Source organism: Nostoc sp. CCY 9925 (assembly GCF_963920935.1).
Taxonomy (GTDB): domain Bacteria; phylum Cyanobacteriota; class Cyanobacteriia; order Cyanobacteriales; family Nostocaceae; genus Nostoc.
Genome location: NZ_CAWUDO010000069.1, coordinates 1 through 26,233, shown reverse-complemented (window position 1 = coordinate 26,233; position 26,233 = coordinate 1). Strand labels below are relative to the sequence as shown.

The following is a 26,233-nucleotide window of genomic DNA, read 5'->3' as shown; positions in this document are numbered from 1 at the left end:
TTTTGTCATTTGGTAAAAATTTTTAAGGCTTTTATTTCATCAAGTTCTCTTTTGAATTTCCTCTTGAAAATAAGCCAATCTCCGCTCTACAATAAGTCCCCTAATAAAATGTGAGTTCGACGGTTAAGTAGGCACAATTAAACCCAACTACGTAAACTTATATAAAGCACCAGCAAGGCTTTGAATATAAGCTTTTAAGCAATTCATATTTCTTAATCTCGTTGTATTTTTTAACGCCTACATACTTAGAGAAGAGCAAAAAGCGTAATTTGTCCCCTTGTCTCCTCTATCTCCCCACTTCACCCTCCCTACTCTACCAAGCCTCGCCCCTTCACCTCAGCCAAACCATCAGCATCTAACACATCGCCTGTGGTGTAATAACCAGCCGCTTTTTTAGCCTCGATTTCTACCCGTGCATCTTGGGGAATCAAATCTTCTGGGATTGGTATTCTTTCCACAATCTCAATTCCCGCCTGGGTGATGGCATTGTATTTCATATTACTCATGGACACCATGCGGTCAATGCGGGTGACGCCGAGCCAATGTAAGACATCTGGCATCAATTCTTGGAAGCGCATGTCTTCTACTCCGGCAACACATTCTGTGCGGGCAAAGTAGGCATCAGCGCGATCGCCTCCTTCTTGACGCTTCCGGGCATTGTATACTAGGAATTTCGTCACTTCTCCTAAGGCGCGGCCTTCTTTGCGACAATAAACAATTACACCGACACCGCCTTCCTGTGCCGTTTGGACGCACACTTCAATTCCATGTACCAAATAGGGGCGACAGGTGCAGATATCTGAGCCAAATACGTCAGAACCGTTGCATTCATCATGAACTCGCACGGCTACGGGTTTTTTAGGATCGGCGATCGCAGCAATATCACCGACAATATACACTGTTACGCCTCCAATTGGCGGCAAAAACACCTCCAAATCCGAACGCGTCACCAATTCCGGAAACATGCCACCAGTTTGTTCAAATAAAGCCCGTCGTAATTGTGCTTCTGCGATGCCAAAGCGCTTGGCAATTCCTGGTAAATACCAAACTGGTTCAATGGCGGCTTTGGTGACAACTAAATCGCCACCTGGTTTCATAATTTTGCCATCCACCTGCAAGCGCCCTTTGTCTATTGCATCTTGCAGTTCCGGCATATTGATGTGAGCTTTAGTAATGGCAATGGTGGGACGAATATCATACCCCTGTTGGTAATAGGATGAAAATACCTCAGATGGCATCCCCCCAAACGGATCGAGGATACTATCTTTTGTGCATCAAACCAACTGGGGTAGGGGCCGATATGCTCTACTGGGGATGTATTTGTCAAATCTGCTCGATGATCTGACTGCAAAGCACCGCTAGCCACTGCTAGAGCACGATAAATCGCATAACTGCCAGAGTGGGTACCAATGACATTGCGATGTGTTTGCTTGGTCAGCGTAGCAATAATCGGGCCCCGTTGCATGGGATCGGTTGCCCCCCATTGAATGGGAATTGGCTTAGGGCCAAAGCTACTAGGATGCGAAGTGAGAACAATATGCCTGGAAACGTCGTTTTGCTTTGGCATAGTCATGAGTTTTTTTGTAATGTTTTTATGAACTATTCGTCACTAGGGATTTGTCAACTACCTATAGTCAGTTTTTATTTTTAAAACCGTGACACCCTTACCAATAAGCAGTTATGACTTTCAATGGCGAGTTTGGCATTAGTCATATTGTCGAATACAAAAAATAACACATAAATTTCATAAATAGCAATTGATATCCGTAAATTTAAAGATGACTTTAAAAATGTTTTATCAGATAAATTTTGTGAGAAAGTAAAAAGAAAGGTATATTCACTGATCTCAAATTCATGGATTCTTTATCTATTAGTTCGTTACTTGAAGAGTTGAAAAATCCCGATGCTACAGTCCGCGAACAGGCAACCAGAAAAATCTGGCGAATCTGGTTTCAGCAAAAGGGAATCTATGGGCTAGAAAGGATTGACCGCAGTCAAAAGTTACTGGACGCGGGCGAAATTACTGAAGCCGAAACAGCACTGACGGAACTTCTCAGAGAACAGCCAGATTTTGCTGAAGCTTGGAATCGACGAGCTTTTCTCTATTACAGTATTGGTGATTATCAAAAATCTCTGGCAGATTGTCAGATGGTTGTACAGATAAATTCAATACATTTTGGTGCCCTTCATGGCATGGGCTTGTGTTATGCAGCACTAGGAAGGTATGGTGAAGCTATCCGAGCTTTTAAACGCGCTCTGGAAATTCAGCCCTATTCGCTGGTGAATCAAAAGTTGATTCTAGAATGTACATTTAGATTGAGTTACGACGGTAGATAGGAGAGAGCATCATACTTTTTTATGAATCCGTCATCACCCTCATCAGCAACAATTCATCGCCTAACTCGCCGTGATTTTATTCAATACAGTTCTATCTGTATTGCTAGCAGTTTGATTACAGCTTGTACTAACAACAACCAACCGTCAACTAACAGTTCTGGGTTGGAGAAAGTGACATTCGGCACAAACTGGATAGCACAAGCAGAACACGGCGGATTTTACCAAGCGATCGCCACTGGTATTTACAAAGACTACGGTTTAGATGTCACCATCAAAATGGGTGGCCCCCAGGTTGGTAGTGGTACTCAATTGTTGATGGGGGGTGCGGTAGATTTCTTTATGGGTTACGGCATTGATGCTGTAAATGCCATTGCACAGGGTATTCCCAAAATCACAGTCGCAGCAATTTTTCAGAAAGATCCTTGGTGTCTCATCGCCCATCCCAACACAGCAATTAAAACCCTTGGAGATCTTAAAGGCAAACCAATTTATGTCTCTGCTTCTGCCAATATTACCTATTGGCCTTTACTGGAAGCAAAGTATGGTTTTACCGACGACCAAAAGCGTCCTTACAATTTTAATCCGGCTCCTTTTTTAACTGATAAAAATTCAGCCCAACAAGGTTATGTTACATCTGAACCCTTTGCTATTCAAAAGCAGGGCGGTTTTCAGCCAGTGGTATTTTTATTAGCAGATTATGGTTATCAACCATATGCAACCACTATTGAAACCAAAAAAGAACTCGTAGAAAAAAATCCAGAATTAGTGCAGCGATTTGTTGATGCTTCAATTAAAGGTTGGTATAGTTATTTAGAAAATCCCCAACCAGGGAATCAACTGATTAAAAAAGATAATCCAGAAATGACAGATGAACAACTGGCTTATAGCATTCAAAAGCTCAACGAATATGGAATAATTCTTTCTGACATAGCAGAAAAACAAGGTATCGGGGCAATGAGCGACGAAAAGTGGAAATCACTCTTCGATAGTATGATTGATACTAAGATTTCCCAACCCAACGTTAATTATAAAGAAGCGTACACCTTGCAATTTGTGAATAAAGGGGTAGGCTATTACAATAAGTGAGCGATCGCTCTTATTCTCCAAATTTTTAGCTATTTCTCAAAGTTGAGTATCCAATTCAGTCTCAACATCTGAGTTGATTTCAACTTCAACACTCTCAACAGCTTGGCGTAATGCCAAAAAAGCCTCCTTTAAGGCTTGACTAACTGCACCTTATTCCAGCTTTATTTTGAGGGTGTCTACATACAAATTCGACTCTATCAACAATTTCTGGAGCAATCATCATTGAATCCCCCGTTCTAATGTACTCAGATGCTTTATCAAAGGCTGAATTAAGAATCTCTGGAGGCATTGACATAATAGCTTTTTTAGACTTTTTGGACTTACTTTGAGATATTTGTACAGGTTGATATTCTAAGTCATAGTTTGTCCAGAGGACTTCTGTACGTAGCTTTTTGACAATCATTGTAAGTTTCTACAGGTGATGGTTCTTTGTTTATCAAAACCGCTGCTGAACCTCCAAAAGGCTCACAGTAGTGAGTAGTTGTTGACAAGAGCGGTAGAAGCCAGTCAAGGTGACTATATTTTCCTCCATACCAACCGAATGCTATCAGCTTACTCATAAGTTTGCTATTTTATATAACTCTCTAATTTAACACTAAGTTGTTCATTTCAACTCAAATATATACTAATAAAATTTGCATTACCAGTATTTATAAATAATGTTTAGTTAACATTTACTCACTAAAATGCTGTTAATACTTTCTCCAGTTTTTAGTTTGAACTTATAATTAGGTTAACCATAAAATATCTTTTCCATATTGTTTGATATAGTCAAATTTTAATCTACAGAATTAATGAGTAACCGTCCCATTATCACAATCAATCAGATTAGCAAAGTCTACGCCAATGGTACTGTTGCCTTGCAAGACCTGAATTTAGTTATTCCAGAGGCGCAATTCGTGAGTTTAGTTGGCCCCTCTGGCTGCGGTAAAAGTACAGTACTGCGATTGATTGCCGGACTGGGGCGGATGAATTCTGGTAGTATTGATTGGGGCATAACTCAGCAAGCAAGAAAACTGGCTTTTGTTTTTCAAGATGCTGCCCTTATGCCTTGGGCAAGCGTTTGGGAGAATATACGTCTACCGCTAAAGTTGGCGGGAATCTCTAAAAAAGATAGCCAAAAATTGGTGCAGCAGACATTAACACTGGTAAGATTAGAAGGCTTTGAGGAAAACTATCCCCGTGAGTTATCTGGTGGCATGAAAATGCGGGTATCAATTGCTAGGGCATTAGTAACTCAACCAAATGTCTTGTTAATGGATGAACCATTTGGGGCATTAGATGAAATTACTCGTAGTAAACTCAATAGCGATTTACTCGATTTATGGTGTCAACATCACTGGACAGTGGTTTTTGTCACCCACAATATTTACGAAGCAGTCTATTTATCAAATCGAGTGTTAGTCATGGGCACAAGTCCCGGACGTATCGTAGCAGATATAGAAATTGATGCTTCCTATCCCCGTGACGATGGCTTTCGTACATCATTGCTGTATAACCAATATTGCCGTGAGATTTCTCTGCATCTAGCCCAAGCTATGAGATAAATAACCACAGAGGCGCAGAGGACGCAGAGAGAAAGAAATACAAAAATTACTCTTTCTCTCCGTATCCTCTGTATTCTCTACGGTTTATTAAATTAAATTTTTAACTTTTGAAAATGCTGTTTATCCGTCGTCTCCAGTCACAAAAAACACTGCAAAAATTAATTTCCGCGGATGTTGTTGCACCTTTGGCAGTTGGTATTCTAGCATTATTCCTGTGGGATATATTAGTACGGCTAATGCATTTACCTCCTTATATCCTACCTAGCCCTATATTAGTATTTAAAACCTTAATTAATGACTGGAATGAACTTTTCCCATCACTATTAATTACACTACAAATCACAATTTATGCCTTTGTTGCTGCGGCAATTTCTGGTTTGCTGATGGCGATTTTGTTCGCTCAAAGTAAATGGATTGAACGCAGTTTATTTCCCTATGCAGTAATTTTACAAACAACTCCGATAGTAGCGATCGCACCTTTAATAATTCTTTGGCTAAAAAATAACACCTTCGCTGCTTTAGTAGTTTGTGCCTGGATAGTCGCCTTTTTCCCCATCGTTTCCAACACTACATTAGGACTCAACAGCGTTGACCGTAACTTGCTCAACTTATTCCAACTTTATAAAGCTTCTCGCTGGCAAACACTACTATATCTTCGTTTACCTAGTGCCATGCCTTACTTTTTAGGCGGGTTAAAAATTAGCGGTGGTTTAGCATTAATTGGTGCCGTGGTTGCGGAATTTGTCGCCGGGACTGGTGGGGCAAAATCGGGTATTGCTTACCGGATTTTGATATCTAGCTACAACTTACAAATTCCTCGGATGTTTGCAGCATTATTTCTCACAACTGGGTTGGGTGTATTAATTTTTGTCGGCTTGAGTGCGTTGTCTGACTTGATATTAAGTAAGTGGCATGAAAGTGCTGTTAAAGAGGAAAATTAGATTTAAATTTGATTATACTCAATTGCGATCGCACTTATTTCCATAATCTAATGTTTTCCTGCTTCAATATTAGTAAATAAGCTATGGTGACAACCAACTTAGAAGCCGTAATTCATAAATTATGACCATAACCAACTTAGATACACTGATTAATTCTCTAGCAGGTATAGAAATTATCACTGACCCGACCCAAGTGGCAAAATTATCTCAGGATTACCACACCTTTAGCCCGGTGCTTGTGCCGAAATTAGAGGGAAAAGTGGGGGATATTGCGGTGCGTCCCCTGAATGAAGCAGAGGTTTTAAAAGTGGCAGCCGCTTGTGCGAAATACCGCGTACCCTTAACTGTACGGGGCGCTGGAACTGGTAATTATGGGCAATGCGTACCATTGCACGGTGGCATAATTTTAGACATGACACGGATGCAAAAGATTCTTTGGGTGAAACCAGGGGTGGCGCGGGTAGAAGCGGGGATAAAGTTGGCGGCTATAGATAAAAAAGCACGAGAAATCGGTTGGGAAATCCGTATGGCGCCCTCGACTTACCGCACAGCCACAATAGGCGGATTTATTGGTGGCGGGAGTGGGGGTATTGGTTCGATAGAATATGGGTTACTAGCCGATCGCGGTAATATTCTGGCACTGCGAGTGGTAACTTTAGAAGATGAACCCCGAACAATCGAATTGCGGGGAGACGATGTACAAAAGGTGAACCATGCTTGGGGGATTAACGGCATCATCACCGAAGTTGAAATTCCCTTAGGGCCTGCTTATCCTTGGGCAGAAGTCATCGTGACATTTGACGACTTTATCGCAGCAGCAAAGTTTGGTCATGCCCTTGGCAGTGCCGATGGCATGATTAAGAAATTGATTTCTGTCTTCGCATCCCCTATTCCCCAATACTTTCACGCCTTACAACAGTACATTCCTGAAGGTACTCATGCAGTATTTTTGATGGTTGCTGAACCGAGTTTAGAATTATTGCCCAGTTTGGTGCAGCAATACGGCGGCCGCATTACTTATGAAAAACCAGCGTCGGAAGCAGCCAAAGGAACACCATTAGCAGAATTTACCTGGAACCACACCACCTTACACGCCCGGACTGTAGACACTGCAATCACCTACTTACAAAGTATGTTTCCTGCTGGTAAAAGTCTGCAACTTGTAGAGCATATGTATAATCATTTTGGTGATGAAGTGATGATGCATTTAGAATTTTTTCGGGTGAAGGGTGCTGTAGTTGCTGGTGGTTTACAACTTGTGCGCTATACCATAGAAGAACGTCTCAACGAAATTATCCGCTATCACGAAGAACAGGGTGTGAGTATTGCTAATCCTCACACCTATATTATTGAAGAAGGTGGGAGAAAAGTTATCGATCCTGAGCAGTTAAAATTTAAAGAAATAGTAGACCCCTATGGGTTAATGAACCCCGGTAAAAGCAAAGTTCTCCAATTACAGCATAATTGAGAAGTAAAACAGGCTTAATACCTGATTACCAAACATAGTTTGTGTACTTTACGCTTCTTGAAATCCGTTGTAAAAATTGAGGTATTCTGAATTCGGTATTCTGAATTCTAAATATTCCGTGGGCAGAACCCAAAACAACATCCCAAAATCACCCATGATTGAAATTGATGGTTCTTACGGAGAAGGAGGCGGACAAGTACTTCGCACTTCCTTAAGTCTAGCCGCTATCACTGGCGAACCGATACGGATTACAGGTATTCGCGCCGGACGCAAAAAGCCAGGACTAGCACCACAGCATTTAACAGCTGTGCGTGCGGCTGCTAGAATTTGTAATGCCCAACTAAGGGGTGATGCTTTGGGTTCAATGCAGCTGGAATTTATCCCAGGTAGTGCTGTGCAAGCTGGAACTTATGCCTTTGATGTTAGTAAAGCACAACCTGGTGGTTCTGCGGGTGCGATCGCTCTCATTCTCCAGACAATTCTCTTGCCTTTGGCACTAGCACCTGGGAATTCCCAGGTAACACTCAAAGGTGGAACTCATGTGAACTTTAGCCCCACAGTTACATACATTGAGCAAGTTTATCTGCGGATACTGCAACGCATGGGAGTAGAAGCAAAAGTCAAGTTAGGCGCTTGGGGTTGGTATCCCCAAGGTGGCGGAGAAATAGAATTGCAAGTCAGTGGTGGTTGTCAACTCTGCGGGATAGATTTGTTGGAACGGGGGACTTTACAGCAAGTGCGCGGAGTTGCTGTGGTAACAGAATTACCTTCTCATATACCCCAACGGATGGCGAATCGTGCCGAAAATTTATTAAGAGAAGCGCATTTAAAAGTTGCTGTACAAGCATCACGAGAAAAAGGTGTTGCACCAGGGGCAGGTATTTTCCTGACTGCTGAGTATCAGAACAGCTTAGCTGGTTTTGGTGGGTTTGGGCGTTTGCGGTTATCAGCCGAAACCGTTGCGGAAATTGCTTGTCAGCAACTACTTGAGTTTCATCACACAGGCGCACCAGTAGATGAACACTTAGCAGACCAGTTATTATTGCCAGCTGCTTTAGCCTCACAAGAAAGTCATTACCGAGTAGCTGAGGTGAGTAGTCATTTGACTACGAATGCTGGAGTAATTCAACAGTTTGGATTGGGGCAGATTCAGGTAGATGAAGTTGAGAAAAGAGTGTCAGTAAGCCATTGATAGCGATTTTAGGCTGTATAGGAATCCGTTTTGATTTATGAAATTATCTGTGTGGTGCGCGTTCGCGTTGGCAAAGCCTCCCCTAGAGAAGCGCAGCACAAGCGCGATAAGTAGGCAAGAGGCAATAGGGTTATAGAAGTCATATCTTCGTCAGTCTCACTTACAATTTTTCTCAACCATCTTGATAAATCCTCTTTGAAATAGAATGAAACAGCCCTGCACATGTAGGGGGACAACAATGTTGTTCGCTGAAGACCATCCGTGTGACTTCCGTAAAATTTGAAGGGAATGTGTAGTTTTACTGTAGTCGAATATTCCAGTCGGGGAGTAGCGATACAATCACTATACAGATTTATGAGTATCATCAACAGCACATGATTATTAATTTGTAAAGGATTTAACTAAGGATTATTACGAATTATTTGAAGAGGAGTCGTTGATGAGTAGACAACAGCTAGAGCAGGTAAAGCAATTGCAAACGACGTTGAATAAGATGGAAGTCACACTGGATGCGATCGCTGATGCTGTAGTCTGGGTGGGAGAAGACCAACGTATTCAATGGTGCAATTCTAGCTTTGAATTTCTGGTTAACCAAGCCCACGGTACTGTCTGCGGCTTGAGGTTAACTGACTTGCTACCCCTAATACAAGCTGGACAGTTACTTGCTTTACCCTGCTATCCTGATGTCAGAATACTCAATGGGGAGTATGACACAACAAATTATCAGTTGCAGCAGGGTGAGCGAACTTTAACATTACAAATTTCCGCCAGCTGTATCGGATTGAGTGGCGATCGCTGTGCAATACTGGTGATCCGGGATCTGACTGCAACCAAACAAGCTCAAGAATCTTTGCAAGAAATTGAGGAACGGTTGCAGACATTAATTAATGCAACACCCGATATCATTTGTTTAAAAGACGGCGAGGGAAAATGGTTGCTGTCAAACCAAGCTAACTTAGAATTTTTAGAACTACAAGACGTTGATTATCAAGGCAAAACTGACTCAGAACTAGCAGAATTTAGCAATTTTTATCGGGATGCTTTACTAAATTGCAGCAAAACAGATGAGCAATCTTGGCAGTTGGGATCTGTGCATCGGGTAGAAGAAGTTATTCCCCGCCCTGATGGGACAATGAGCAGTTTAGATATGATTAAAGCTCCTTTGTTTCACCAAGATGGTAGACGCAAGGCTTTACTGGTTTTGGGGCGTGATATTACAGATCGCAAACAAACCCAAATAGCTCTAGAAAATTCTTTATCCTTACTAAACGCTATTTTTGAATCAATTCAAGATGGTATTTTAGTAGTAGATAGCTTCAGTAATATCACTAATTACAATCAAAAGTTCTTAGAAATGTGGTCAATTCCACCAGAACTTTTGACGGAACCAAGTCATCCTCGGCGGTTAGGGTATCTGGCAAACCAACTCAAAGACCCCGATGGATTTTTGCAACGCGTCATAGAATTATACCAAAATCCGGAAGTAGTTAGTTACGACTGGTTAGAAATGCGGGATGGCAGAATATTTGAGCGCTATTCGTGTCCTCAGCGCGCGGGCGAACAGATTATTGGTAGAGTGTGGAGTTTCCGCGATGTTACTCAACGCCATAGGGCAGAAGAAGCACTGCGACAAAGTGAGTTGCAGTACCGCAGTATTTTTGAAGCTATCAATGATGGACTATTTATTACTGAAATAGAAACTGAAAAAGTTGCCGAAGTAAATCCTGCTGCTTGTCAGATGCACGGTTATACTTACGAAGAATTTATTGCTTTGCATCCATCTGCTTACATTCACCCAGATTCACATCCTGTTTTTTATGAGTTTGTAGAAAAAACACGAGTTGGCGAGCAATATTATGGACAAGCAGTTGATATCTGCAAAGATGGCACTTTAATTGATGTGGAAGTCAAAGGAACGACTTGCATTTATAATGGCAAGCAACATATTTTAGCAATCGTGCGGGATATTAGCGATCGCAAACGCACCCAAGAAGCCTTACGCCAAAGCGAAGCACAATATCATGATTTGGTGCAAACAGCCAACTGTATCATTCTGCGTTGGGATGGCAACGGTGACATCATATTTTTAAATGACTACGGTCAAAGGCTGTTTGGTTTCGATGCAAATGAAATTATAGGGCATAATGTTGTCGGTACAATTGTTCCAGAAACCGAAACTTCTGGACGCGACTTGCAGGCATTAATGGTGGATATTTGTCTGCACCCAGAAAAGTACGTATTTAACGAAAACGAGAACTTATGCAAAAATGGCGATCGCGTTTGGATAGTCTGGGCGAATAAACCCATTTTAGATGAACAAGGAAACTTAATCGAAATTCTTTCCGTAGGCACTGATGCCACAGAACGCAAACGCGTCCAAGCAGCCCTCCAAGAAAATGAGTTAAAATTCCGCAGCATCGTTGAAAATGCCAATGATTTGATATTTGTCCTTTCGCCAGAGGGAATTTTTACTTATCACTCGCCGAATATCACGGCAATTATGGGTTACAGCTTGGAGGAAATCGAAGGTCATTCTGTGGTAGAGTTTACCAATCCTGAAGATTTACCAACTAGCGCCGCCGCTTTACAAAGGGCGATAACTGGCGAAAAGCTGACTAATATTGAAGTGCGATTGCGACACCAAGACGGCAGTTGGCGATGGTTTAACTTTAACACTTCCACAATCAATACTTCTAGCGGTGAAATTGCGATCGCAGGTGTAGGACGGGATATCACAGAACGCAAGCAAGCAGAAGAAGCCTTGCGTCGTAGTGAAATGAAGTACCGCAACATCTTTGAAAATTCTCAAGTAGGAATTTTTCGCACCCGTCCAGAAGATGGATTAATTCTTGATGCTAACGACCGCGGTGCAAATATCTTGGGTTTTGCCTGTGCTGATGACTTAATTGGCAAGTATTTTATCCCCGATTTATATGTAAATCCCAGCGAACGCGCAGTGGTTTTAAGACAGGTAGAAGAGTACGGCGAAGTATGCAATTTTGAAGTTGCAATGCGTCGCTTGGATGATTCTGTGGTGTGGCTATTATTGTCACTGCGCCTGAATTCCGAAGAATCTTGTCTCGATTGCGTATTTACAGATATTAGCGATCGCAAACACCAAGAACAAGCTTTACGCTTAATTGTTGAGGGTACGGCAGCGAAAACAGGCAATGAATTCTTTAATTCCTGTGTCCGTTACCTTGCCGAAGTCTTGCAAGTTCAATATGCCCTAGTTACTGAGTTCAATGATGAGCCAAAAAGTAAAGTCCGCACTTTAGCATTTTGGTGTTCCGGGGATATTGGCGATAACTTGGAATATAATTTGCACGGTACTCCTTGTCAACACACGTTGCAAGGCAATATGTGTCACTATCCCCAAGGAGTGCAAGCCGCTTTCCCCGAAGATGCAGATTTAGTGGCGATGAATGCCGAAAGTTTTCTTGGCGTTCCTCTCACCAGTTCATCCGGCGAAATCATTGGACATCTAGCAGTGATAGATGTCAAACCAATGCAGCCCGATCCTGGACGGGAACTGATTGTCAAAATTTTTGCTGCCCGTGCTGGTGCTGAATTGGAACGCAAACAAGCAGAAGCCGCCCTCCAACAAAGTGAGTTAAAGTTTCGCACTATCGTTGAAAAGGTCAACGATATGCTATTTGTTATCAGTCCTGATGGGGTTTTCAACTATATTTCTCCAAATATATTGAAGACTACCGGATTTGCCCCCAGCGAAATGGAGGGTAATTCCTTGGCATTATTTACTCATCCCGATGATGTGCCAAAATGTTTAGAAGTCGCCCAAACTATCCTAGCAACAGGCGAGGGAATTTCAGATACTGAGTACCGCGCCAAACATCGAACTAGGGGATGGGTTTGGCTAACTGCTAATGCAGTCCGCACACAAGATGCCCAGGGTAACTTTCAGATTGTCGGGGTAGCTCGTGATATTAGCGATCGCAAATTAGCAGAAGCAGCCTTGCAACGTCGTACTCAAGCAGAAACTTTACTCAGTAGCATTTCTCGGCAATTTATCGACCAAGATTTAGAAACAGCAATTAATTTTACACTGCGAGCGATCGCTCAATTTATTGATGTTGAACACAGTTGTATTTTTGAATGCTCCAACGATCAAAAAGAATTTAACCTCATTCATGAATGGTGCGGTGAAAATGTTCCACCATTAATTGATATTGCCAGAGGTTCACCTGTGGAAGTTTTCCCTTATTTCTACGAGCCGATTCTGCGTGGTAGACATCGCCAAATCTCTCGTGTGGAAGAACTAGCGCCCCATCTACCTGAGCGAAAACTGTTTGAAACTATGTCGTTTCAATCTTTACTCGCTGTGCCCATGCTTCATGCTGGCAAAGTCGTTGGCTTTGTTGGTGCAGCGATGATTCACGATACCAAAACCTGGAACCAAGAAGATATTAATTTATTGAAACTGGTAGGTGAAATAATAGCGATCGGTCGAGCCAGACATCAAGCAGAAGAGGCCTTGAGAATTGCCAAAGAAGCCGCCGAAACCGCCAACCGAGCCAAAAGTGCTTTCCTTGCTAACATGAGTCACGAACTCCGCACACCTTTAAATGCGATTCTCGGCTTTTCCCAATTAATGGAACGAGACACCAGCCTCAACTCCAATCAGCGTGAATCTTTAACTACCATTAACCGTAGTGGAGAACACTTACTTAATCTGATTAACGATGTCTTAGAAATGTCCAAAATTGAAGCCGGACAAATCATTTTCAACCCCGAAGACTTCGACCTTTATTTCTTGTTGCAAACATTACAAGAAATGTTCCAGGTGCGGACACAAGCAAAGCAACTATTCCTCAAATTTGAAATGTCCGCCAATCTCCCCCGTTACATCCAAACAGATGCAGGTAAACTCCGCCAAATCCTAATTAACCTTTTGGGTAACGCCGTCAAGTTTACTCAAACTGGCGGCGTAACCTTGCGGGTGAGGTTAGAGAATGGGGAGTGGGGAGCAGGGAGCAAGGGAGAAGACTTTTCCCCTCTGCCCCCTGCACCCCGCCCCTCTGCCTCTTCCCACTCCCTAATCTTTGAAATTGAAGACACTGGACGGGGAATAGCACCGGAAGAAATGAAGAATCTATTTCAGCCTTTTGTGCAGACATCAAGCGGTATCCAAACTAAGGACGGCACTGGACTAGGATTAACTATTAGCCGCCAGTTTGTGCGCTTGTTGGGGGGCGACATTCACATTACCAGCACCGTTGGGCAAGGATCTATTTTTAGCTTTGATATCCAAGTGAATTTAGTCGCAGCCTTAAAAGCTACACCCAAGTTGGGTAAAGGACGTGTAATTAAACTGGCAGCCAACCAACCAGATTATCGGATTCTGGTAGTGGATGACCGCAAAGAAAACTGCGATTTAATTGTGCAACTGCTTGGAAGTGTTGGTTTTCATACCAAAGTTGCTAATAATGGACAACAAGCGATCGCAATTTGGCAAAATTGGCAACCCCACCTCATTTGGATGGATATGCGGATGCCTGTAATGAACGGCTATGACGCAACTAAAGAAATTAGAGCCAGGGAAAGAAATACAGATCTAAATCACTGCACTGTAATTATTGCTCTAACTGCTAGTGCTTTTGAAGAACAACAAGCAAGTATCTTAGCCGCAGGCTGTGACGACTTAGTTCGTAAGCCATTCCGCGAACAAGTGATTTTTGAAAAGATGGCTGAATATTTGGATGTAGATTATATCTATGCACAAGAAAGCAGTGAAAATGCCACAGATAAAAAGCCGGATAATGTTCAATCTTTCATCTTGGATCTTCACTCTGCAATTGAGATGATGCCTGCTCAATGGATAGCACAATTAAATCAAGCAGCCATTGAAGTTGATGCGGAGCGAATTTTCCAACTCATTGAACAAATTCAGCCAAATCATTCTAACTTCGCAGAAGAATTAGCAAATTTAGTTCGTAACTTTTGCTTCGATGAAATTATCGATCTCACAGAGAATAATTTCTAATATTAAAAGGCAGTCAAAAGTCTGATGATAACGAAATAAAAAGTAAAAGAAAGTATTTCTTTTACTTTTTAGTTTTACCTTATGTAGTTTGAAGAATTAGCGCTTCTTTAAACGAGGAATATTTGGTGTGACAAAGGTAGTTGAGGAATTAGTGGTTCGGGCATTGGTGGCTGAGGAATCGCTGGTTGGAGAACTTAGATTTAAGAAATCGATGAGTTTGAGGGTACGATTACGAATTTTCCAGCGCCCATTTTTATTGACGACTTCATCTTCATAAGTACCATTAGCGACATCAATACTAGTTTCCGAACGTTTATGAGTCGCATGAAGGTAAGAAGTCATCGTTGCTTTGTTATTTTGAAATGAGATGTTTATCGAACCCATCAAGTGTTGGGTAGCTAAATATCCGTTTCCTTGGAATACCGAATAAACAAAATCTGCCCATGCATCTGTTCCAATACGTGTTTCGCTTGCACCATCAGGAAAAACAGCAGTCAGGACTGCATCTTGGGTAAAACAATCCCGATAAATATTCTTTCCTTCTAAGACATTTCCTCTACCAATGGCGTCAGTTCCCAGCGCGTAACAGCTTGCTAATTTTTGAATCTCCAATTCTGCGTTAGGTTGAGTGGCACTTGCTATTTCAAACCTACCTCCAATAAACAGTACAATAGTTACTGCAAGCGCAATCAGGCTTATACGATTTAACAAAAGTGAAATAGCCTTAGAAACTATTCGCCCATTTTCTCTTCTTTTTTCCACAAGATGACCCCTTTAATTGTTACAATTTTCGCATCTTGTACTTGACGCACGCTAAAGTTTCGCCTGATAAATTTAGCTCCTAAAAATTGGCCAAAGTCCTTGCAGATTTAGGTAGAGCGTACTTTGATATCAGCTAATAAATGAGAAAGCTAGTACAAGATTTGATTTATATAACTATTTATAACAGCTGAAAAATAAACTTGTTACTATTAATTGCAAATAATTTTATGTTGATTTAGTTAAGAAATAAACTTACTACTTACATACTTTTATTAATATTTCAATAAGCTTTAAGTTAACAATTTTGAGAACTTAAATATAATTACTATAGTAATCCTGAATTATTGATGATAAAAAAATACCCAACTCATAAAATTAAGTTGGGTATCTGAGGTTATTCTGCTTCTACAGAAATCTCTTATTCTCCAGAAATGGGAATAGAAATTATAAATTCTGTTCCTTCTCCTACAGCTGATTCACAAATCAAGCTTCCAGCGTGGTTTTCTACTATAATTTGACGGCTAATAGATAGCCCTAATCCTGTGCCTTTCCCTACACATTTAGTAGTAAATAGATTTTCAAATATGCAGGACTTAATTGCTTCGGACATTCCTTTGGCATTATCTCGAAACTTAATTACGACATTTTCCTTATCTTCACTTATCTGAGTTAAAATACTGATGATATTCGGATAATTCTCCTGAATCTCTATAAAATTACGGCCGATATTTGCTTCTTCTAAAGCATCGATCGCATTTGCTAGAATATTCATAAACACCTGATTCAATTGTCCCAAATAGCATTTCACTAATGGAATATCTCCATAATTCTTGATGACTTGAACAGCTGGACGGTTATGATCTGCTTTTAACCGATGCTGTAAAATCATTAAAGTACTATCAATCCCTTCATGGATATCAGCTAATACTTTAGAGGTAGTATCAGCACGAGAAAAAGTACGGAGAGAGGTACTAATATTACGAATACGCTGTGTCCCCACCGTCATTCCGTCAATCATTTTCGGGAAATCAGTTATCAGAAAATCTATATCTATTTCTTCGCCTTTTTCTTCAATTTCAGCACCAGGATTAGGGAATTTTTCTCGATACAGTTGTAGATAGTCTATTAAATCTTTCACAGTATCTTTCGCATGGGCGATACTACCTGTAATAAAAGCAATGGGGTTGTTGATTTCGTGGGCTACACCTGCAACTAAATTTCCTAAAGAAGACATTTTTTCGCTTTGGATAAGTTGTAGTTGTGCTTGTTGTAAATCTTCAATTGACTGTTGTAATTGACTAGATTTATCTTGCTCTCTTGTATACAAACGCGCATTTTCTATGGCAATAGCCATTTGAGAAACTAAGACTTTTAATACCTCTACCCTTTCTGGAATAAAAGCTGCTGACGATAATTTGTTTTCTAAATAAATAATCCCAGTCAGCTGTGATTGATAAATAATCGGTAAGCAAAAGATTGACTTGGTTTTTGATTCTTGAATATAGATATCAAAATTAAATGGTTCTGCAATTACGGCGTCATTTAAGACAAGATATTGCTGAGTTCGCAAAACATAGTTAATAACAGTAAGCGGTAAATCTTGATAGGTTTCAACAGGAATAGAGTGTAAAACTGTTACTAAATTTTCATTAATATTTCCAGAAGCTTCGATATATAGCTGATTATCTTTAAGTAAAAGTAGCAATACTTTGTGTGCAGCAGCATTTTCTAGTAAAATTTTGATTAATTTACTCAACAAATTTTCTAAAACAATTTCATTGGTAATCGCTTGTGAAAACTTGATGAATGCATTAAAATCTAAAAAATCACTTAAGCTACTATTAGTAGTCGTAGTAGTAGTAAGCTGGATTTTATCTAGTTTGGAAGTAGAAGTTTCTACGTTAGTAATTTGTCCTACTAGAAAAGGATACTTGGATTCAAGGTGTTTAACTTTAGCGATCGCACCCCAACGAATATAGCCATAATAAGCTTTAGTTATATAAGTTTGAGAAATTAACTGTTTACCTAGAAATTGATAAAACTTGCCTGCTAACTCATAAGCTAAAGCTTCTTCTTGGAGAAAGCCATTTTCGCCAGATGTGGCAATAGAATTTTCGTAGTAGTCCATTGCTTGCAGCTTGTCACCCAAAACTTGATATCGTTCTGCTTCCACAAGATAAAATCTGTGTAAGTGATTTGTGGGAGCATGAGTAGCCCAGAGTTCCATTTTTTGCTGATTAGCTGTGACTTTTTTCAAAATAGCTTGCTGCTCAGACTCTTTAGCAGTATGATAGATAGCTAAGTGCGCTAAAGAATCGTAAAAATAGAACAGTGGAACAACAAATAATCCTGTAACACCACCTAAAGAATTTTCGGCGATCGCAGCATTTTCTACAGCTTTAAAATACTCTCCAAATAAGTAAGAGAGCATCAGCTTATTCACAAATACATGATTAATTGTATAAAGGTCATTAACTTGCTGATGAATTGGTAGCATACTTTCTTCATCGTATGCTTCACCAATTAAACAATCAATATTTTCCCAACTTCCTTGCAAATTTAAAACTGTTTGCAAATATACTAAGTTCCAAGTTAAAGCTACTTGTTGCTTAATTTTTTTCAGCGAATCACAATAAGCTATAAATTCTTTTTCTAAAACAGAAAGTTCCTTACCCAACCAAAATGAATGATAGGGATAAATGTAACCACAATAGCCAGCATATTCTAAATCTCCAGTTTCCAAACCGCTAGAATATCCTGACATTGATGATGTTAATGTCTGCTTAACATGCTCTTTCCAGTGCATCACATGAGCGCTAACAACCGTCAGAATTTTAGCCTTGAGTTCTTGAGCATTAAATTGTGACACTAAACTGGAACCCAATTTGCCAAATTCATAGCCAGAATCAATTTCTCCTTGAACTCCACAAAGAAGTAATCCATAAAGACTATAACCATAAGCAGATACAGCCGTATTGCCATATTTTAAAGACAAATTGACCATTTCACAGACAATAATTGGCATCATTGCTGGAGCAGTTTGAAAAGCTGCGGGGAGAACTCCCATTAAGATTTTCATGGCTGCAATCTTGTTAGGATCGGTCATCAATGGTAAGTTAATTAAATCTGCAATCACTTTCCCTTGTAAATGAGCAGCGATTTCATCCATTCCCCGTTGAATATCAACTGATGTCGGTTCATCTGGAAAGCTGATTCCTAACAATTGCAGAGTCGAGACTGCTATCTTAATAGCTTCAATCTGTTTGCTTTGAATTATGGAAGCGATAATTTGTACTTCATAGACTTTGACTTTATCTAAAAGAATTTTAGCTTCTTGCTCCACTACCTTAGCCCATTGCTGCATCTGCTCAAAATTACCGCTTAAATAGGCTACCTCTGCGGCTCCTTCATATAAACCTACAGTTAAGTTATATTCAGTTTGCCAAGAGTCTAAACTTAAAAGTTCTATCCCAGTTGTTAAATATTTCAGAGCAGCTTCATAAGCTGTAGAACCTTTAGCTTTTTGCCCAGCAATTAAATTTAATCGTGCTAACTCAGTTTTTTCAGATTGCTCTCTCAGGTTAACAATACCTACATTAAACTGATTGACAATATCAAAAATATTTGCTTCTATTTCCTGCTGGGGTATATTTTGTAGGAGTAATTGACCAATTTTTAAATGAGTAGATTTCTTACGCTCTTCTGGAATTAATGAATATGCTGCTTGTTGAACTCTGTCATGCAAGAACTTATAACCTACTCGTGAAGTATCGAAATTCAAATTTACCGCTTCTTCTTGATTAAAAACTAAAGGAATGCGATAAGCTTCACTTAAAGGTAGAATTAATCCTGCTTGCAAAGCCGAGTGTAAATCATTGGCTGTGATAGAAGGTGATTTTTCATTAACTATCGATAAAATATCTAAACTAAATCTATCACCTACACAAGCTGCTAGCTTTAAAACATCTTGGGTGACCTTTGGTAGCTTTTTAACCCGACTTGCAACGAGTTCTACTACATTTTTGTCAATAATTCCAATTGCTTGGATTTCCTCTAAATTCCACTGCCATTTAGCATTAACAAAGTTAAATCTTAAAAGCTTTTCTTGATAAAGTACCTGAATTAATTGTGTAATAAAAAAGGGATTGCCACCTGTTTTATTACAAATAAGTTCAGCTAGTTGGATAATTTGCTGACTCAAAACTCCGGTTTCAGTTTCTTGGAGAGTTTCAGCAACTAGCTGAGTTACATTTTCTAAATTCAAAGGCTGCAACACCAGATTATTAACAACTGTGCCGATACTCTTAATTTCTTCTATTTTTTGGATTAATGGATGTGCGGGACTCACTTCATTATCTCTATATGCCCCAATAAACAACAAATGTTTAGTATCGCTGTCAGTTATCAGCAGTTGAATTAAATTTAATGTAGCTGAGTCTGCCCATTGTAAATCATCTAAAAATATGACTAATGGATGTTCTTTTTGAGTGAAAACTTGGATAAATTCTTTAAAAACACGATTGAAGCGATTTTGCGATTCTGTTGCCCCAATTTGAGCAACTTCTGGCTGTGTACCAATAATTAATTCTACTTCTGGAATTACGTCAGTAATGACTTTCCCATTGGTTCCTAAAGCTGATAATATTTTATGACGCCATATTTCTATTTTTTCATTATTCTCTGTGAGCAAATAACGCATTAAATAAGCAAAAGCTTGAATTAAAGAAGCATAAGGTATATTTCGTTTTAATTGGTCAAATTTACCAGAAATAAAATAACCTTGTCTGCGAGTAATGGGTTTATTGACTTCGTTGACTAAAACTGATTTGCCAATGCCAGAATAACCAGAAACTAGCATGATTTCACTAGTTCCAGATGTCACGCGCTCAAATGCTGCTAACAGTTCATGAACTTGTTGTTCGCGACCATATAATTTTTGAGGAATTAATAACTGACTTAAAACATCTAAACGACCTGGAACAAAATTACTAATTGTATCCTGAGTTTCTAATTGCTTTAGACATAATTCTAAGTCTGCTAATAATCCTGTGGCACTTTGATATCTGTCTTCGGCATTTTTGGCCATCAGCTTCATGATAATTTCAGAGATGGCGGCAGGAATCTTAGGATTTAATGACTGTGGGTTTATTGGTTGAACAGCAATGTGACTATAAACTATTTCTAGGGGATCTTCGCTAAAAAATGGTGTTTGCTTGGTGAGCATTTCATATAAAGTCACACCAAGAGAATAAAAGTCAGTGCGATAATCAATAATACGATTCATTCTCCCAGTTTGTTCAGGAGACATATAGGCAAGTGTGCCTTCAACGGAGTTAGGGTTAGTAAATTGAGGATTTTCCTTATTTAGGCGGGAAGCAATACCAAAATCCGTAAGTTTAACAATACCTGTCAGGGAGCTAATAATGATATTACTAGGTTTGATATCTTTATGAATAATCTGGTTTTTATGCAAGTAATCTAAAGCTTTAGTCAGTTGAATAGCAATTTTTAAATGGTTAATTAAATCAAGCTTTTCTGTTTGTAAAACTTGTGCTAAAGACTGACCACCAAAATCTTCTAATAAGAGTCCTACACGATTGTCAAAAGTTTCTAAACTGATGGCTTTAACTATATTCGGATGGTCTAAATCTTGCTGAATTTGATACTCATTTTTCAGCCGAGTAAAGGCTTCAAGGGTAGGATATTCATTTTTAAGTAGCTTGATAATAACTTGCTGTTGTGTGTTTGGTCTTTGTGTTTGATAAATAATCGTTTGAATTCCTTCGTGGAGAGTCGAGTTGATTTGATATCCAGTACGATTTGGCATTGATTTTTGATTATAAAGTTATAAAATTCGTATCACCCCCCGTTCTTTCCCGAAAGGGGTTCTATTTCAATTATTCCCTATACGTAGAAAATTATTAACATTGCGATTACGTACCAAAAAATTAAGACAAGGTGCTTAACCTCCTGGTCTTATCCGCCACAGTGTACTCAAGGCTAAAATCTGACTGTAACTTTTACCCCAACCGCAAATAAGGACACTTTTCTAAAAACCCAGATGCTTTATTGTGGGCATCAATATTATGAATATGTGCTGGTGTAGGCCGAATAATGCCACTAAACAGGTCATCTAAGCCGTAAGGAGTGAAAAATTGCCATTGCCCTTGTGCGTCTAGTCGAACTCCTACAGCTGTAGCAGTGTGTAACCAATCTGTAATACCATCCTCTGTACTAGTGTAGGGTCTATGACCAAGACGCCAACGAGCAAAACTAGCTTGATTTTTGACATCAAATTGCTCAAGAGGAAATTGTTCTGTGAGATTTGCCTTTGCTGTTAGTTCTTGCGAACGATTTCCTTCGATATCAAAAAATGCAATATCAAAATCTTTAATACCTAAGCCACAATGTTCGCCAAAAATCGAACGCCAAACTGTATTTCTGACTGCACCTCCGGCTAACCACCAGTTAGGTAGATTTAGTTGAGCGATCGCAGGTAATACTGTATCAATAAGTGTATCAGTTAAAATCATGTGTAAACTAGTGTTACTATTCATATCAAATTTCTAGGATTGTCAAATAGAACGTGAAAATATTATTATTATTCACATTTCATTAAGCTTACGGTGTTGTGACTCCCGTTGTAACATTAAGCAAGTCAGTATTTATGAAAATAACTTCCGTATTTAAAGTATAAAAAAACAGGGTTAGATACAAAGCTAAATCGTGAATTTAGAATTTAGAATTTTTCTTTATGGAAGATTTATTTGCTCGGCTAGAAAGCACACTCAATCCTTTCGGACGCACAATTCAAATCGGCCATCCCTACATGGAAACACCCCCATTTGCTGACCAAGTGCAGATTGGTGATTTGTCTCTAGAGCCAGGTGCTAAAATGACCTATCTTTATGATTTCGGTGATAACTGGGAATTTGATGTGCAATTAGAAGCAATTAATTCACCTGATAATAAAATCAAAAAACCAAAGATTTTAGAAACTCACGGAAATGCACCTCAGCAATATTGGAATGAAGATGATGAATGGGATGAAGATGAGGGATGAGGGAGATGGTGAGATATGAGAGTGTGACAAAATGTTCGTTTTTTCATCAAATAAGCTACGAATAATTGCTGAGAGTGATGAACGATAATTTTTATCCTACGCAAATAACCTGTCAGACCAAAACAGAAAATTTATCCAGTAAAGTGCTCAAATCAAATTAATTAAAATATTAAAAATAGTAATATTTAACTCAAATTATAACTTTAATTTGTATATCATATATTGTTACATGTCTGTTTGGTAAACATGTAAAAACATCTAACATCGAATAAATATTTTTGCATAATCTGACTAGACATATCCATTTGTCTGATTTAGGTAAAATCAGATAATCAATATAATTTTGGTTCATTTTCAACACTTTTAACAGTTATTTGTACACAAAATTAATGAAAAACGACACACGGCAAGAATTGAACTCAGATCGAGAGATTGAACGCTTGATCGATGAAGTCATGTCCTCATCTCTGACTGATGAACAGTATCGTAAAAAGATGCAACGACGCAAAGAAGTGCAGGACAAACGCATAGCACAAGCTGTACCTGAAAAAGGGTTAATTATTGTAAATACTGGTAACGGTAAGGGTAAAACTACTGCGGCTTTAGGAATGGTGTTACGATCACTTGGCCACGGGTATAAAGTAGCGATCGTCCAATTCATCAAAGGTAGCTGGGAACCTTCTGAAAAAAGGGTTTTCAGTCACTGGCAAGACCAGTTAGAATTTCACGCAATGGGCGAAGGCTTTACCTGGGAAACTCAAGACCGCGATCGCGACCTTGACAAAGCTAGCGCTGCATGGCAAAAATCATTAGAATACATCCGCAATCCAGACTTTCATCTAGTGCTTTTAGATGAAATCAATATCGCTCTCAAAATGGCTTATTTAGAAGTAGAAGAAGTTTTAGCAGGCTTGGCAGAAAAACCAGCTAACAAACACGTTATTCTCACAGGCAGAGGAGCGCCAGCTGCTTTAATTGAACGTGCTGATTTAGTAACAGAAATGACCTTAGTTAAGCATCCTTTCCGCGATCAAGGTGTGAAAGCGCAACCAGGAATTGAGTATTAAGCAATCAACAGAGGAAATATTTAATTACTATACGGCAATTTATAGATACGCTATGAAACAAAGTATGGATATGGTAATCTAATACTACACTGAAACAAACAGAAGTATTAAATTTGCTTGCTGAGCAAACACTTTAGTGTGTTCAAGCATCTATTTGAGTTTGATCGGCAAGAAAATCTTTTGATTTGTAAAGTCATTTATATATGACTTCTGTCTATATTCTGCTTAGTCTAGTAATATAGCAATTCTCGCTTTCGTGATGTACAAGGTAGGGGCGCATAACTATGGATCTCTACAAATTTTTGTACCTCATGTAATCGGGAACCGCTATAATAATTCAATAAATTGATGACTAACAATAAAGATTTATCTTTTCAAGCATTTCGCGGAATTGCGATCGTAGCAGTAGTGGCAATTCACGCATCTAATACAGGAAAATTATTTATTAATGGTGAATTTTTCTCTTTAAACTACGAACTTTCATTAGTACTTAGGCAATTTATTAATTATGGAGTTGCAGCTTTTATATTCATCTCAGGTTTTTTTGCACCTACAAATTATTTTTCTACAGTATCGGATTACTTCATTTTTTACAAGAAGCGACTAACTAGACTTTTAATACCTTATTTATTTTGGTGTTTTTTGATTATTTTGTTTTTTAAATCTACTTACGATTGGAACTTATACAAGATATTTATCTATATAATTACGGGTCGTGTTCAAGGACCTTACTATTTTGTAATTGTTCTCACACAATTAATTATACTAACTCCCTTCATGATTTCATCTGTAAACAGTAGAGCAAAAAGTATTTTATGGCTATCCTTAACTCCCTTATCCATATTGGTTCTATATTTTTTGCAACTCTATTTTAACTATGAGATAAATTTTCCTTGGAATGTAATTTCTTTTTCTCTATGGACTACATTTTATTACTTTGGGATTCTAGCAAGAACTCAGCAAAAAATAATTAATTTTTGTAAAAATCAAATCGGTATTGTGATTTTTTTATATATAGCTTCCATATTGTTTTCTATTACAGAAAGCTTATATTTGTGGAGAGTTTTGGAATCAGAGAGCTTAGCTGGTTCTCAGGTTAAAATATCATCAATTTTATGCTCTTTTTGTTTAATATTATTATTTCTAGGCTTGCGAAAAATCATCGATAATTGGCCCAAGGTTTTAGTTGTTCTTGGCGAATTTTCTTTTGGGATTTATTTAATACATATGTTAGTTCTTGAAGGCATAAATACTTTAATAAGTAGGATTCAAATTATTTATAATTTAAATTTACTTTGTATATTTAGTGCCACTTTGATCACAATTTTTGTGTGCTATATAATAATATATATTACAAGAAAATTTATAGGTATTGAATTATCCCAAAAATATTTGGGATTTTAAACTTTACTTGATAGAGCATCTGGCTTATTGAATCCCAAGTAGCTCGATTTTGTGTAAACCGAGCTACTTGGGATTCACCATCGAGATTTAATATGCTTTTATTTGACTAATTTCGTGTAGAAACTTCTTGGAAATTACTTACACATTTGTAATATCCGGCGATCGCCAGCATTGATAGAATTTAACCGATGGAAGTCTTGCAAAGCTACTGAGTAAGCATAGGTACTTAGCTCATCTTCACCAACCTGAGGCAATCTATTGCTTGTAGCCACCTGATTAGACGCATCAGCACTGGTGTCATTGGGTGAAGCACTAACCGTCATCGCCAACTCTCCCGACTGGTCGAGTGTACCTTGAAAACAATTAAACTCTGACTGAGGCATATACAAAGCACCAGTCACCCTGTCACGTTGCTTCTGAAATATGATGTAAGCTTGACCGATCTGATTTGCTTTTGGCGATTGACCGTAAAGATAAATTCCATCTCTTGTTGGAAAATTCGCTTTTGGCAAAACTCCTACCCCTTTTGTAGCCGCTTCAGCATCTGGAACCAGGGCTGTGCTTGTAGATGCTGTTTTTTGGCTCCTATCACCAAAAATTTCTCTATCCGCAGAAGCTATTTGCTGTTGACTTCTGTGTTCTCGAATTTGTCTGAGTCTTGATAAAAGAGAAGTTTCAGAGCTTTTTTGAATCCGAGCCGATGAGAATGGAGCATTTTTAACTGAGACAACTTCAGTCTCGTTGCCTATACAGCCGAAAGCGAGAAGTAAGCCTAAGCCCGCAAGGGAAATTCCCCACTGACGGGGAGATAATAACCGATGAAAGTTGTTAAGCACCCTACTTCTCCTGTTAAAAAATTAACTAAATTTCCTAGAACTTACTTAAATCATAATCAAGTCTTGATTGCTAATGACTTAATTTCTATTGTCCGAAAAACAAAAGTCTCAAAAACTAAAGTTTTTATTTAATTTAGCTTAACAATCCTAGATTACCATCACTTAGAGTATTTATGATTCATCCAGCAGATTCATTCCATTGGGTGAGGTTAATTCCAAATCTAATGCTCTCAATTCACTTTGGCATCTTGCCTTTTACATTTTTCAGGAGAAAAAATAGTGATCTTTTTTCTCAAATCTATGTCCGTAGAACTATAGCAATGGTGTTAGATTTTGGATAATTTCAAGAGACGCTGCATTGCAACATCTCTACATCTGTTTGAATAGCGAAAATTCTCAACTATGAAGTATGACCCAATACAGTCGAGATAAGACTTTTTTTCTCCCCCTGCTTCTCCTGCCTCAATGCATAAATATAGCCGTAGTCACACAGGTTAGGACATTTTGAAAGCATGGAAGCTAGGAA

General features: G+C 39.0%; 16 protein-coding genes and 1 pseudogene. 10 read left to right on the top strand and 7 right to left on the bottom strand.

What is annotated here, in order from left to right; translation table 11 throughout:
• Positions 1-308: 308 nt before the first annotated feature.
• Positions 309-1,567, bottom strand: a pseudogene (locus ACM0OY_RS27555) (GTP cyclohydrolase II).
• Positions 1,568-1,854: 287 nt separating this feature from the next.
• Here ACM0OY_RS27555 and ACM0OY_RS27550 point away from each other — a divergent pair.
• Together ACM0OY_RS27550 and ACM0OY_RS27545 are read left to right on the top strand one after the other, a co-directional pair.
• Positions 1,855-2,337: a tetratricopeptide repeat protein gene (locus ACM0OY_RS27550; protein WP_414571970.1), complete on the top strand. Its 483-nt coding sequence runs from the start codon at positions 1,855-1,857 to the stop codon at positions 2,335-2,337.
• A 21-nt stretch (positions 2,338-2,358) separates the two neighbouring features.
• Positions 2,359-3,423, top strand: a complete 1,065-nt coding sequence (locus ACM0OY_RS27545; protein WP_414571969.1) for an ABC transporter substrate-binding protein — start codon at positions 2,359-2,361, stop codon at positions 3,421-3,423.
• 139 nt (positions 3,424-3,562) lie between these two features.
• Here the strand turns inward: ACM0OY_RS27545 and ACM0OY_RS27540 are convergent, their stop codons facing one another.
• Together ACM0OY_RS27540 and ACM0OY_RS27535 are read right to left on the bottom strand one after the other, a co-directional pair.
• A complete protein-coding gene (locus ACM0OY_RS27540) occupies positions 3,563-3,826 on the bottom strand; it encodes a hypothetical protein (protein ID WP_414571992.1) in 264 nt (87 codons plus the stop codon).
• Positions 3,780-3,983 carry a DNA adenine methylase gene (locus ACM0OY_RS27535; RefSeq protein WP_414571968.1) on the bottom strand — a complete coding sequence of 68 codons (204 nt, stop codon included), beginning with the start codon at positions 3,981-3,983 and terminating at the stop codon, positions 3,780-3,782. The genes ACM0OY_RS27540 and ACM0OY_RS27535 overlap by 47 nt, the downstream gene beginning before the upstream one ends.
• A gap of 234 nt (positions 3,984-4,217) precedes the next feature.
• Between ACM0OY_RS27535 and ACM0OY_RS27530 the strand changes: the two genes are divergently transcribed.
• The 5 genes from ACM0OY_RS27530 to ACM0OY_RS27510 all read left to right on the top strand — a co-directional run bounded on the left by ACM0OY_RS27530 (position 4,218) and on the right by ACM0OY_RS27510 (position 14,575).
• Positions 4,218-4,970: an ABC transporter ATP-binding protein gene (locus ACM0OY_RS27530; protein WP_414571967.1), complete on the top strand. Its 753-nt coding sequence runs from the start codon at positions 4,218-4,220 to the stop codon at positions 4,968-4,970.
• Positions 4,971-5,083: 113 nt separating this feature from the next.
• Entirely contained in the window at positions 5,084-5,911 is an 828-nt protein-coding gene (locus ACM0OY_RS27525; protein WP_414571966.1) for an ABC transporter permease, read from the top strand.
• A 121-nt stretch (positions 5,912-6,032) separates the two neighbouring features.
• Positions 6,033-7,379, top strand: coding sequence for an FAD-binding oxidoreductase (locus ACM0OY_RS27520; RefSeq protein ID WP_414571965.1), 1,347 nt, complete (start codon positions 6,033-6,035; stop codon positions 7,377-7,379).
• A gap of 154 nt (positions 7,380-7,533) precedes the next feature.
• On the top strand, positions 7,534-8,571 hold the full coding sequence (rtcA, locus tag ACM0OY_RS27515) for an RNA 3'-terminal phosphate cyclase (protein ID WP_414571964.1): 1,038 nt from the start codon (positions 7,534-7,536) through the stop codon (positions 8,569-8,571).
• A gap of 439 nt (positions 8,572-9,010) precedes the next feature.
• The gene (locus ACM0OY_RS27510; RefSeq protein WP_414571963.1) at positions 9,011-14,575 is read left to right on the top strand and encodes a PAS domain S-box protein; all 5,565 of its coding nucleotides are present in this window, start codon (positions 9,011-9,013) and stop codon (positions 14,573-14,575) included.
• 96 nt (positions 14,576-14,671) lie between these two features.
• On the opposite strand, the gene ACM0OY_RS27505 is transcribed toward ACM0OY_RS27510, so the two are convergent.
• From ACM0OY_RS27505 to ACM0OY_RS27495, 3 genes are all read right to left on the bottom strand, one after another.
• The gene (locus ACM0OY_RS27505) at positions 14,672-15,337 is read right to left on the bottom strand and encodes a nuclear transport factor 2 family protein (protein WP_414571962.1); all 666 of its coding nucleotides are present in this window, start codon (positions 15,335-15,337) and stop codon (positions 14,672-14,674) included.
• Positions 15,338-15,755: 418 nt separating this feature from the next.
• Entirely contained in the window at positions 15,756-21,164 is a 5,409-nt protein-coding gene (locus ACM0OY_RS27500; RefSeq protein WP_414571961.1) for an AAA family ATPase, read from the bottom strand.
• Between the two features lie 193 nt (positions 21,165-21,357).
• Positions 21,358-21,894, bottom strand: coding sequence for a nucleotidyltransferase family protein (locus ACM0OY_RS27495; protein WP_414571960.1), 537 nt, complete (start codon positions 21,892-21,894; stop codon positions 21,358-21,360).
• A 197-nt stretch (positions 21,895-22,091) separates the two neighbouring features.
• On the opposite strand from ACM0OY_RS27495, the gene ACM0OY_RS27490 reads away from it, so the two are divergent.
• From ACM0OY_RS27490 to ACM0OY_RS27480, 3 genes are all read left to right on the top strand, one after another.
• Positions 22,092-22,400 (top strand): IS1096 element passenger TnpR family protein, encoded by a 309-nt coding sequence (locus ACM0OY_RS27490; RefSeq protein WP_414571959.1) that lies wholly within the window; start codon positions 22,092-22,094, stop codon positions 22,398-22,400.
• Between the two features lie 389 nt (positions 22,401-22,789).
• Positions 22,790-23,467, top strand: a complete 678-nt coding sequence (cobO, locus tag ACM0OY_RS27485; protein WP_414571958.1) for a cob(I)yrinic acid a,c-diamide adenosyltransferase — start codon at positions 22,790-22,792, stop codon at positions 23,465-23,467.
• Positions 23,468-23,815: 348 nt separating this feature from the next.
• On the top strand, positions 23,816-24,871 hold the full coding sequence (locus ACM0OY_RS27480; protein WP_414571957.1) for an acyltransferase: 1,056 nt from the start codon (positions 23,816-23,818) through the stop codon (positions 24,869-24,871).
• 134 nt (positions 24,872-25,005) lie between these two features.
• Here ACM0OY_RS27480 and ACM0OY_RS27475 read toward each other — a convergent pair whose 3' ends face one another.
• Positions 25,006-25,707 (bottom strand): hypothetical protein, encoded by a 702-nt coding sequence (locus ACM0OY_RS27475; protein WP_414571956.1) that lies wholly within the window; start codon positions 25,705-25,707, stop codon positions 25,006-25,008.
• Positions 25,708-26,233: the final 526 nt, after the last annotated feature.